This is a genomic window from Streptomyces sp. NPDC005820, from assembly GCF_040630255.1.
Lineage (GTDB): Bacteria > Actinomycetota > Actinomycetes > Streptomycetales > Streptomycetaceae > Streptomyces.
This window is the reverse complement of sequence record NZ_JBEXXE010000036.1, coordinates 110,503-119,567: the sequence shown is the minus strand read 5'-3', so window position 1 is coordinate 119,567 and position 9,065 is coordinate 110,503. Positions and strand designations below refer to the sequence as shown.

Annotated in this window: 8 protein-coding genes; 5 read left to right on the top strand and 3 right to left on the bottom strand. The window is 72.7% G+C overall.

Annotated features, from left to right (window positions below):
* Positions 1-47: 47 nt before the first annotated feature.
* On the bottom strand, positions 48-278 hold the full coding sequence (locus tag ABZ464_RS36270; RefSeq protein ID WP_359284514.1) for a DUF5133 domain-containing protein: 231 nt from the start codon (positions 276-278) through the stop codon (positions 48-50).
* Positions 279-528: 250 nt separating this feature from the next.
* On the opposite strand from ABZ464_RS36270, the gene ABZ464_RS36265 reads away from it, so the two are divergent.
* Together ABZ464_RS36265 and ABZ464_RS36260 are read left to right on the top strand one after the other, a co-directional pair.
* A complete protein-coding gene (locus ABZ464_RS36265; RefSeq protein WP_359284511.1) occupies positions 529-1,866 on the top strand; it encodes a diaminopimelate decarboxylase in 1,338 nt (445 codons plus the stop codon).
* Positions 1,867-1,951: 85 nt separating this feature from the next.
* Complete coding sequence (locus ABZ464_RS36260; protein WP_359284510.1) at positions 1,952-2,851, top strand: Gfo/Idh/MocA family oxidoreductase; 900 nt, start codon at positions 1,952-1,954, stop codon at positions 2,849-2,851.
* Here the strand turns inward: ABZ464_RS36260 and ABZ464_RS36255 are convergent, their stop codons facing one another.
* A complete protein-coding gene (locus ABZ464_RS36255) occupies positions 2,852-3,739 on the bottom strand; it encodes a GNAT family N-acetyltransferase (protein WP_359284508.1) in 888 nt (295 codons plus the stop codon). It lies immediately after the preceding gene.
* A 231-nt stretch (positions 3,740-3,970) separates the two neighbouring features.
* Between ABZ464_RS36255 and ABZ464_RS36250 the strand changes: the two genes are divergently transcribed.
* Positions 3,971-5,059: a PP2C family protein-serine/threonine phosphatase gene (locus ABZ464_RS36250; RefSeq protein WP_359284505.1), complete on the top strand. Its 1,089-nt coding sequence runs from the start codon at positions 3,971-3,973 to the stop codon at positions 5,057-5,059.
* On the opposite strand, the gene ABZ464_RS36245 is transcribed toward ABZ464_RS36250, so the two are convergent.
* Entirely contained in the window at positions 5,019-7,262 is a 2,244-nt protein-coding gene (locus ABZ464_RS36245) for an MMPL family transporter (protein WP_359284503.1), read from the bottom strand. The two genes, ABZ464_RS36250 and ABZ464_RS36245, sit on opposite strands and share 41 nt — an antisense overlap.
* Positions 7,263-7,393: 131 nt before the next feature.
* On the opposite strand from ABZ464_RS36245, the gene ABZ464_RS36240 reads away from it, so the two are divergent.
* Together ABZ464_RS36240 and sthA are read left to right on the top strand one after the other, a co-directional pair.
* Positions 7,394-7,600 (top strand): hypothetical protein, encoded by a 207-nt coding sequence (locus ABZ464_RS36240; RefSeq protein WP_359284500.1) that lies wholly within the window; start codon positions 7,394-7,396, stop codon positions 7,598-7,600.
* 51 nt (positions 7,601-7,651) lie between these two features.
* Positions 7,652-9,055 carry a Si-specific NAD(P)(+) transhydrogenase gene (gene sthA / locus ABZ464_RS36235; protein ID WP_359284497.1) on the top strand — a complete coding sequence of 468 codons (1,404 nt, stop codon included), beginning with the start codon at positions 7,652-7,654 and terminating at the stop codon, positions 9,053-9,055.
* The last annotated feature ends 10 nt before the right edge of the window (positions 9,056-9,065 follow it).

The window sequence follows — 9,065 nt, the reverse complement described above, 5'->3', positions numbered from 1 at the left end:
GGCCGGGACCCCGGCGGGGTCCCGGCCGCGCCGATCACCGCTCGGGCTCAGACGGCGAGCGACAACCCTTTGCCGGTCGCGGCCCGGGACTCCAGCAGGGCGTCCGCCGCGGCGAGCGCCTCCCGGACGTCGGACGTCCCCATCAGCACACAGAGCGTGTAGGTCACGTCACGCAGTTCGCGGGCGGTCTCCGGCCGCTCCTGTTCCGCCTGAGCGATCCTCAGCGTCGCGTACCGGGTCAGCAACGTCCTGGCGACCTTGGGGTCCGGAACGATCACGAGCGCCCCTCTCTACGGTTGTTGCGCTGCGTGTGCCCGGACCTGGGCGATTCATGCACACGAGGCACACGCGTCACCCTCCGGGGGCACGATCGCGCCACGCGGTTCGTGCCGTACGTAACGCCGATGTGCACGCTGAGTCACGCGCGTCCCTCGACTCCGCGCGGAAATCGACGGGGAGGACACCCGTACGGCCGCTCCGGGGGCGAACCTGGAAGTGTCCCGCCCCTCACGCGAAGGAGTCCTCGACGTGTCGTTCTCCACCGAGAAGGTCGCGCGCGCCGTACGGCAGGCGGTCGCCGACGGGCTGCTGACGCGGGAGCGGCCCGTGGCCGGCTTCCTCGACGTCCGGGGCGTGCGCGAGAGCGTCGCCGCGCTGCACGAGGCGTTCGCCGGCGTGCCGGACGTGCTGCACGCGTTCGCGGCCAAGGCCTGCCCGCTGGTGCCGGTGCTGCGGCTGCTCGCCGACGCCGGTATGGGCTGCGAGGTGGCGAGCCCCGGGGAGCTGCGGCTGGCGCTGGACGCGGGCTTCGCCCCGGCGCGGATCGTGCTGGACTCCCCGGCCAAGACCCGCGGCGAGATCCGTGCGGCGCTGGAGCTGGGCGTCGCGCTGAACGCCGACAACCTCGACGAGCTCGACCGGATCGACGCACTGCGCCCCGACGGCTGCCCGTCCGTGCTCGGGCTGCGGGTCAATCCGCAGGTCGGCAGCGGTTCGATCGGGGCGATGAGCACGGCGACCTCCCATTCCAAGTTCGGTGTGGCCCTGCGTGACCCGGGTGCCCGTGAGCGGGTCGTCGAGGCGTTCGTACGGCGCCCGTGGCTGACCCGGCTGCACGCGCACGTCGGCTCCCAGGGCTGCCCGCTGCCGCTGATCGCGCAGGGGCTCGCGGAGCTGCACCGGCTCGCCGAGGAGATCGACGCGCGCGTGGGCCGCCGCCGGGTCACCAGTCTCGACCTGGGCGGCGGGCTGCCGGTGAACTTCGCGGACGACTCCGTCACGCCGACCCACGCCGCGTACGTGGCCGCGCTGGCCGCCGAGGAGCCGGCCCTGCTGGACGGCCGCTACCAGGTGGTGACGGAGTTCGGCCGCTCCCTGCTCGCCAAGAACGGGGTCACGGCCGCGTTCGTCGAGTACGTCAAGGAGGCGGGCGGCCACCGGATCGCGCTCACCCACGCCGGCGCCCATGTGGCGACCCGGACGGTGTTCATGCCGCAGGCCTGGCCGCTGCGGGTCACCGCGTACGGTCCCGACGGCACGCCCAAGCGGGGCCCGCTGGTGCCGTACGACGTCGCCGGGCCGCTCTGCTTCGCGGGGGACGTCGTCGCGCACGCGCACCCGCTGCCCGAGCTCGCCGAAGGGGATCTGGTCGTGCTCCACGACACCGGGGCGTACTACTTCTCGGCGCCCTGGGCGTACAACAGCCTGCCCCGGCCCGCCGTGTACGGCTGTTTCCTGGAGGACGGGGGCGGCGTCGCGTTCGCCACCGTCCGCCCCGCCCAGTCGGCCCGGGAGATCTCCCTGGAGAACGGTGCGGACCTGGCCGACGCCCTGCTGACGGGGTTCGCCGCGCCGTCGGGCGGCTGAACCGGGGGGTGTCCCCGGGACGGACGGGTGTGCGAAGCTCGCCCGTGTTCGGCGTGGTTTCACGACTGCAGGGAGATTCAGCGGCATGCGCATCGGTCTGCTCGGTACCGGCCCGTGGGCCCAGATGGTGTACGGCCCCGTCCTCGCCTCGCACGAGGACGTCGACTTCACCGGGGTGTGGGGCCGCCGCCCCGAGGCCGCCAAGGAACTGGCGGACCGTCATGGCACCCGCGCCTACGACGACGTCGACGCGCTCCTCGCGGACGTGGAGGCGGTCGCCGTGGCGCTCCCGCCGGACGTCCAGGCGGAACTGGCGGTCCGGGCCGCCCGGGCGGGCCGGCACCTGCTGCTGGACAAGCCGGTCGCCACCACCGCGGCCGGGGCGCGGGCCGTGGCGGCGGCGGCCGAGGAGGCGGGGGTCGCGTCGGTGGTCTTCTTCACCACCCGGTACCTGACCGAGACCGCCGACTGGATATCCGCGCAGAGGCGGGCCGGGGGCTGGTTCACCGGGCACGCCCGCTGGCTGGGGTCGGTGTTCGCCGAGGACAGCGACAGCCCGTTCGCCACCCCCTGGCGGCGGCAGAAGGGCGCCCTGTGGGACGTGGGCCCGCACGCCCTGTCGGTGCTGCTGCCGGTCCTCGGCGACGTCCGCCGGGTGAGCGCCGCCGCACCCGGTCCCCGGGACACCGTCCATCTGGTCCTGGAGCACACCGGCGGCGCCTCCAGCACCGTGACACTCAGTCTGACCGCCCCGCCCGCGGCGTCGGGGGCGGCCCTCGAGCTGTACGGCGACAGCGGGGCCGTACGCCTGCCCGAGCCCACCGGCAGCGCCGCCGACGCGTTGTCCCGGGCTGCCGGGGAGCTCCTCGCCGCGGCCCGGGACGGGCGTGCGCACCCGTGTGACGCCGCCTTCGGGCTGCGGGTCACCGAGATCCTCGCCGACGCCCAGGCCCTGCTGGGCCCGGGCGCCGGCGAGCGGCGCTGATCAGCTCGGTTCGAAGTTCGCCCGCTCCCGCACCACGGGGTAGCCCGCCTTGGTGAAGTGGGCCGCCATCGGGAAGTTGCCCTGGTCGGTGGCCGCGGCGATGAACTCCGCGCCCTGCTCGACGAGATAGTGGGTGCACTCGGCGAGCAGGTCGTAGGCGTAGCCGTGGCCGCGGTGCTCGGGCAGGACGCCGATGAAGCCGATACAGGGCCCGGAGGGGTTGTGGGCCGGGATGTGGATCCCGGCCAGGTCGCCCTCGGGGGTGCGGGCGACCTGCCACCACTCGCGCGGGGACGGGCACCAGCGGAAGAAGTCCAGCTCCTCCTGGGCGGCCTGGTCCACTCCGCCCTCGGCGACGGCCTTGCGGGCGTGGGCGTCGAGGGTGACGGAGTGGATGCGGCGCAGGGCGTCGAAGAACACCGCGTCGTCGGGTTCGGGGGCGAAGGTGAGCCGGCCGGGGCGCTCGGGCAGTCCGCACTCCGGGGTCCAGCGGTAGACGAAGCGCTCCACGAGCAGGGTCTGGCCGGCCGCGCGGGCGGCGGCGTAGCGGGTCTCGGCGGCGGCCCGCAGGGCCGGGTCCTCGCGCCAGCCGCCGGGCAGGACCAGTTCCAGGCCGACCTGCCAGGGTGCGGTACGCAGGAGTTCGGCGCCCGCCTCCTCCTCGCCGTCCGCGAAGTCGAACCACTCGGCGGTGAGCGGTGCGGTGTCGTCGGGCCCGCCCCACCAGGCGGCGCGGGCGACGACCCGCCCGTCGCGCAGGGCGACCCGCTTCCAGTGCGGCCGGTAGGTGGCGTTGCGGAACGCCTCGGCGTTGCCCAGCGGGTCGGGCAGGGTGTCGAACAGATGGGCGTCGCGCTCGTCGAGCGCGCGGATGACCAGATCGGTCAAGGGATTCCTCCGGGATGCGAATGACGTGTCGCGCTCCCGGGCGTCGGACGAGGGTCAGACGCGGCACGCCGGGGTCACGGAACGGGAGCGCGGGATGCGTGAGAGCTTCATCGGCGCTCGCCTCCTTCCGTGGTGTCCGGGCGTGCGGTCACACAGTAGAAGATCGTCTGACGGGGCGTCCACCGGTTTTCCCGGCGTGCGCCCGGCGGTGCCGGGGTGGAGCGTGGTGGTGTGGCACGAGTGGACGGGGAGCGGCGGGGCTGGCTGCGGGGCGCGCCGCCGCCGCGCTGGGTGCGGGCGCTGCCGATCGCGCTGATCGCGGGCGTGTCCGTCGCCACCCTGGTCAGCCCCGATCCCCTGGACATCGGCTTCCTGCTGGGCGCGATCCCGCCGCTGGCGGTCCTGTCGTACGGCCCGGTGGCGACCGCCGTGCTGGGCGCGGCCGTGGTCGTGATGCTGAACGTGCCGGCGTTCCGGCTGGACGACCCCGGGCAGACGGACCTGCTGACGATCTGTTTCGTCGCCGTGCTGAGCGTGTTCGTGGCGTTCGTGCGCAGCCGCCGGGACGTGCAGCTGGACGTCGAGCGCACGATCGCCCAGGCGGCCCAGGCGGCGGTGGTTCCGCCGGTGCCGGAGCGGGTGGGCGCGGTGTCCTGCGCGGGCCTGTACCGGGCGGCCGAGCAGGGCACGCTGGTGGGCGGCGACTTCTTCGACGTGCGGGACAGCGCGCACGGGGTGCGGGCGGTGCTGGGGGATGTGCAGGGGCACGGGCTGGCGGCGATCGCGACGGTGGCGTCGCTGATGGGGGCGTTCCGGGAGGCGGTGCTGGACCAGGAGTCGCTGGAGGCGGTGGCGGCCCGGTTGGACCGGCGGCTGGCGGTGGACTCGGCGCGGGTGCGGCACGCGGAGCTGTTCGCGACGGCGGTGCTGCTGGAGTTCACCCCGGGCGCGGACGCCGTACGGGTGGTGGTGTGCGGGCATCCGCCGCCGGTGCTGCTGCGCGACGGGACGGCGACGGAGGTGGCGGTCACCCCGGGGGCGCCGCTGGGCCTGGACCTGCCGGACGCGCCCCGGCCGGGCGGGCTGCTGCTGCCGCTGTGCGCGGGCGACCGGCTGTTCCTGGCCTCGGACGGGGTGTGGGAGGCGCGGGATGCCGCCGACGTCTTCTATCCGCTGACGGACCGGCTGCCCGCCCTCACCGCGGGGGCCGGTCCGGCGGCCACGGCCGACCGGGTCTGGGCCGATGTCGTGCGGCACTCCCCGGAGGTCCGCGACGACGTCACGATGCTCGTCCTCGCGCCTCGGAGTCCGCACCGGTGAGGGTCTCCGCGTCGCCCTCGGCGTCGATGTGCGGCAGGATCCGGTCCAGCCACCTCGGGGTCCACCAGGCCTTCTCCCCCAGCAGTGTCATGACGGCCGGCACCATGAGCAGCCGGACGACGGTGGCGTCGATCAGCACGCTGACGGCGAGGCCGAGGCCGAGCATCTTGACGACGATGTTGTCGCTGATGATGAACGCCGCGAACACGCTCACCATGATCAGGGCGGCGCAGGTGATGACCCGGGCGGTGATCTCCAGGGCGTGGGCGACGGAGTCCTTGGCGTCGCCGGTGCGCAGCCAGGCCTCGTGGACGCGGGAGAGCAGGAAGATCTCGTAGTCCATGCTGAGGCCGAAGATGATCGCGAACATCATCATCGGCACATAGCTCTCGATGGGCACGTCGCCGTGGACGCCCAGCGCCGGCCCGCCCCAGCCCCACTGGAAGACGGCGACGACCACACCGTACGAGGCGGTGATGGACAGGACGTTGAGGACGGCGGCCTTGACCGCGACGAGGAGGCCCCGGAAGACGGCGAGGATGATCAGGAAGGCGAGGCCGACGACCACGCAGATGATCAGCGGGAGCCGGCTGGCGACGATGTCGCGGAAGTCGACCTGGGCGGCGGTGGTGCCGGTGACATAGCCGTGGGCGTCGTAGCCGGAGACCGCGTCGGGCAGGGTCGTGTCCTTGAGCCCGTTCACCAGGTCGGTGGTGGTGGCGTCCTGCGGGGCCTGGGTGGAGTAGACGGTGCCGATGAGGACGTCGCCGTCCTGGGTGGTCGTCAGCGGGGTGACGGTGGCCGCGTCGGGCACGGCGTTCAGGGTCTTCTGGGCCTGGGACTGGAGGTCGGCGCGTTTGTCGGAGGGGACGGACGTCTGGTCGATGACGACGGTGAGGGGGCCGTTGGAGCCGGGTCCGAAGGCGTCGGTCATCAGGTCGTAGGCGCGCCGGTCGGTAAAGGAGGTCGGGTCGGCTCCGTCGCCGATGTGGCCGAGCTGGATGGAGAAGACGGGGATGGCGAGGATCGCGATGACGGCGACGCCGGCCCCGAGGTACTGCCAGGGGCTGCGTTCGACGCGCTTGGCGTAGCGGTGCCAGGTGCCGTGCGGGGTGGCGCCGGGTGCGGCGTCGGTCTCGGCGACGGGTCTGCGGACGTGCCAGCGGTCGATGTGGTGGCCGATGAGGCCGAGCAGGGCGGGGACGAGGGTGAGGGCGCCGACGACGGCGGAGACCACGGTGATGGCGGCGGCGAGGCCGAGTTTGCCGATGAAGGAGACCCCGGACGCGTACAGGCCCATCAGCGCGATGATCACGGTGGTGCCGGAGACCAGGACGGCGCGGCCGCTGGTGGCGGTGGCGTGTCCGGCGGCCTCGGCGGGATCGGCGCCGTTCATCAGGTTCTGCCGGTGCCGGGTGATCAGGAACAGGGCGTAGTCGATGCCGACGCCCAGGCCGATCATGGTGGCGAGGGTCGGTGAGACGGTCGCGAAGGTGAAGGCGGCGGCCAGCAGACCGAGGATGGCGAGTCCGCCGACGACCCCGATCAGGGCGGTGATCAGGGGCAGCCCGGCCGCGATGACGCTGCCGAAGCCGATCAGCAGGACGACGACGGCGACCGCGAAGCCGATCGCCTCGCTGAGGTAGTCGTTGGCCTTGGGTCGGGCCAGTTCGCCGAGCGAGCCGCCGTACTCGACGTCGGCGCCGGCCGCCCGCAGCGGCTGGACGGCCTGGTCGACGCCGTTCAGGTAGTCGTCGCCGAGGGTGTTGGGCTGCTTGTCGAAGCGGACGGTGATGTAGCCGGTCTTGCCGTCGCTCGACACCGGCCCGACCTTGGTCGGGGTCTGCGAGAGGGGGTTCTGCGCGGACAGGACATGGGGCAGCTTCTGCAGGTCGCCGACCGTGGTGGACATCTGCGAGCTCAGCGCGCTCAGGGGCTGCTTGTCGTCGCGCATGACGATCTGGGCGCTGTAGCCGCCGGCCTGCGGGTCGTGCTCCTCGAGGACGTCGAGGCCCTTCTGGGACTGGGTGTCCGAGAGTTGGAAGTTGTCCTCGTAGGTACCGCCCACGGCGCGGTCGATCAGCTGGAGGGCGACCAGGGCCACCAGCCAGGCGATGATGACGATCAGGAAGTGTCGGGCGCACCAGGCGCCGAGCCTGCGCAGTACCCCGCGTCGCGGTGTCCCGGCGGTGGTGGGTGCCATGGGCCCATTACACGCCCGCACGATCTTCTCGGCATCTCGGACGTCATGGCCATGAGGTGATCGGGATTGCAGGGTGCGCCGTGAGGATGAATGGTGTTAGTACATTCCTTCGGACGCGAGGAGCAGACACCATGCCGACCTCACAGCCGGGCGGCTCCCGACCCGCCCAGGACCGCGTCACCCCGGACAACCTGCTCCACACGCGCACCGGCACCGAGGTGTCGCCGGAGGACATGGTCCTGGCCACCGGCCGCGACCTCACCCCGCGCAACCTCGAATGGGCCCGGCGCAAGCTCGCCGAGGAGGGACCGACCGCGATCGAGAAGCTGCTGCCGTAGATCCTTCTCCGCTCTTTCCCCGCGGCACCCCTCGCTGTCACACTGCGGAGGGTGCCCGACTTCGACATGCTCGTCCTCGGATCAGGTCCCGGCGGCCAGAAGGCCGCCATCGCCGCGGCCAAACTGGGCCGCCGCGTAGCCGTCGTCGACCGCCCCGACATGGTCGGCGGGGTCTCCCTCCACACCGGCACCATCCCCTCCAAGACCCTGCGCGAGGCGGTGCTGTACCTCACCGGTCTCACCCAGCGCGATCTGTACGGGCAGAGCTACCGGCTGAAGGAGGACATCACCGTCGCCGATCTCACCGCGCGCACCCAGCATGTGGTGGGCCGTGAGACGGACGTCATCCGCAGCCAGTTGTCCCGCAACCACGTCGCGCTGTTCTCCGGCACCGGCCGGTTCGTCGACGACCACACCGTCGCCCTGCGCGAGGCGGGCGGCCGGGAGCGGACGATCAGCGCCGAGCACATCGTCATCGCCACCGGGACCCGGCCGGCGCGGCCGGAGAGCGTGGAGTTCGACGGGCGGACCATCCTCGACTCCGACAACGTCCTGACGGTCGAGCGGGTGCCGCGGTCCATGGTGATCGTGGGCGCGGGGGTGATCGGCATGGAGTACGCCTCCATGTTCGCCGCGCTCGGCAGCAAGGTCACGGTGGTGGAGAAGCGGGCCGGGATGCTCGACATGTGCGACGTCGAGGTCATCGAGTCGCTCAAGTACCATCTGCGCGATCTCGCGGTCACCTTCCGGTTCGGGGAGACCGTCGCGGCCGTGGAGCGGCATCCGCGGGGCACGCTGACCGTGCTGGCCAGCGGCAAGAAGATACCGGCGGACGCGGTGATGTACTCGGCGGGCCGGCAGGGCCTGACCGACGAACTCGAGCTGGACAAGGCCGGGTTGGCGGCCGATCCGCGCGGCCGGATCGAGGTCGACGAGCACTACCGTACGCGTGTGCCGCACATCTACGCCGTGGGGGACGTGATCGGTTTCCCGGCGCTGGCGGCGACCTCGATGGAGCAGGGCCGGGCGGCCGCGTACCACGCCTGTGGGGAGCCGGTCGGACGGATGCACCGGCTCCAGCCGATCGGGATCTACACCATCCCGGAGATCAGCTTCGTGGGGCGGACGGAGGACCAGCTCACCGAGGACAGCGTGCCGTTCGAGGTGGGGGTCGCCCGGTACCGGGAGCTGGCCCGCGGGCAGATCATCGGCGACGCGCACGGCATGCTGAAGCTGCTGGTGTCACCCGAGGACCGCACCCTCCTCGGCGTGCACTGCTTCGGGACCGGCGCCACCGAGCTGATCCACATCGGGCAGTCGGTGATGGGCTGCGGCGGCACGGTCGACTACCTGGTCGACGCCGTGTTCAACTACCCGACGCTGGCCGAGTCGTACAAGGTCGCCGCCCTGGACGCCACCAACCGGCTGCGCCAGCTGGACCGGATCGGGGAGTGAATCGGCGCCG

Coding starts and splice junctions, on each gene's coding strand:
- ABZ464_RS36245 (WP_359284503.1), bottom strand. CDS start 7,262: ATGGCACCCACCACCGCCGGGACACCGCGACGCGGGGTACTGCGCAGG.
- ABZ464_RS36240 (WP_359284500.1), top strand. CDS start 7,394: ATGCCGACCTCACAGCCGGGCGGCTCCCGACCCGCCCAGGACCGCGTC.
- ABZ464_RS36260 (WP_359284510.1), top strand. CDS start 1,952: ATGCGCATCGGTCTGCTCGGTACCGGCCCGTGGGCCCAGATGGTGTAC.